Source organism: Alkalibacterium sp. s-m-28 (assembly GCF_054658175.1).
This window is the reverse complement of sequence record NZ_BAAGIQ010000380.1, coordinates 1-262: the sequence shown is the minus strand read 5'-3', so window position 1 is coordinate 262 and position 262 is coordinate 1. Positions and strand designations below refer to the sequence as shown.

Sequence of the window (262 nt, the reverse complement as noted above, 5' to 3'; positions counted from 1 at the left end):
GACGAAGCCGGACGGCTTTTGAATGAATGGTTCGAATCGTTAGGTGTCACACCTGGTATTGTCTCCGCTCTTCATACCTTTGGATCTAAACTAGAATTTAACCCTCATATCCATATGCTTGTGACAATGGGTGGGGTGACAAAGGATGGGAAATGGAAGCAATATGACTATATTCCTTACGTCAAACTAAGAAAACAGTGGCAGACGGTCGTCTTAAAATTGATCCGAAAGGTGCTTTCGGAGCGAGCCAAAAAGCAAGTCC

Annotated in this window: 1 protein-coding gene; it reads left to right on the top strand. The window is 44.3% G+C overall.

Going from position 1 to position 262, the window contains the following annotated elements:
- Nucleotides 1-262, top strand: a 262-nt coding sequence (locus ACYQ4S_RS12700; protein ID WP_459771542.1) for a transposase, incomplete at both ends; no start/stop codon positions are given.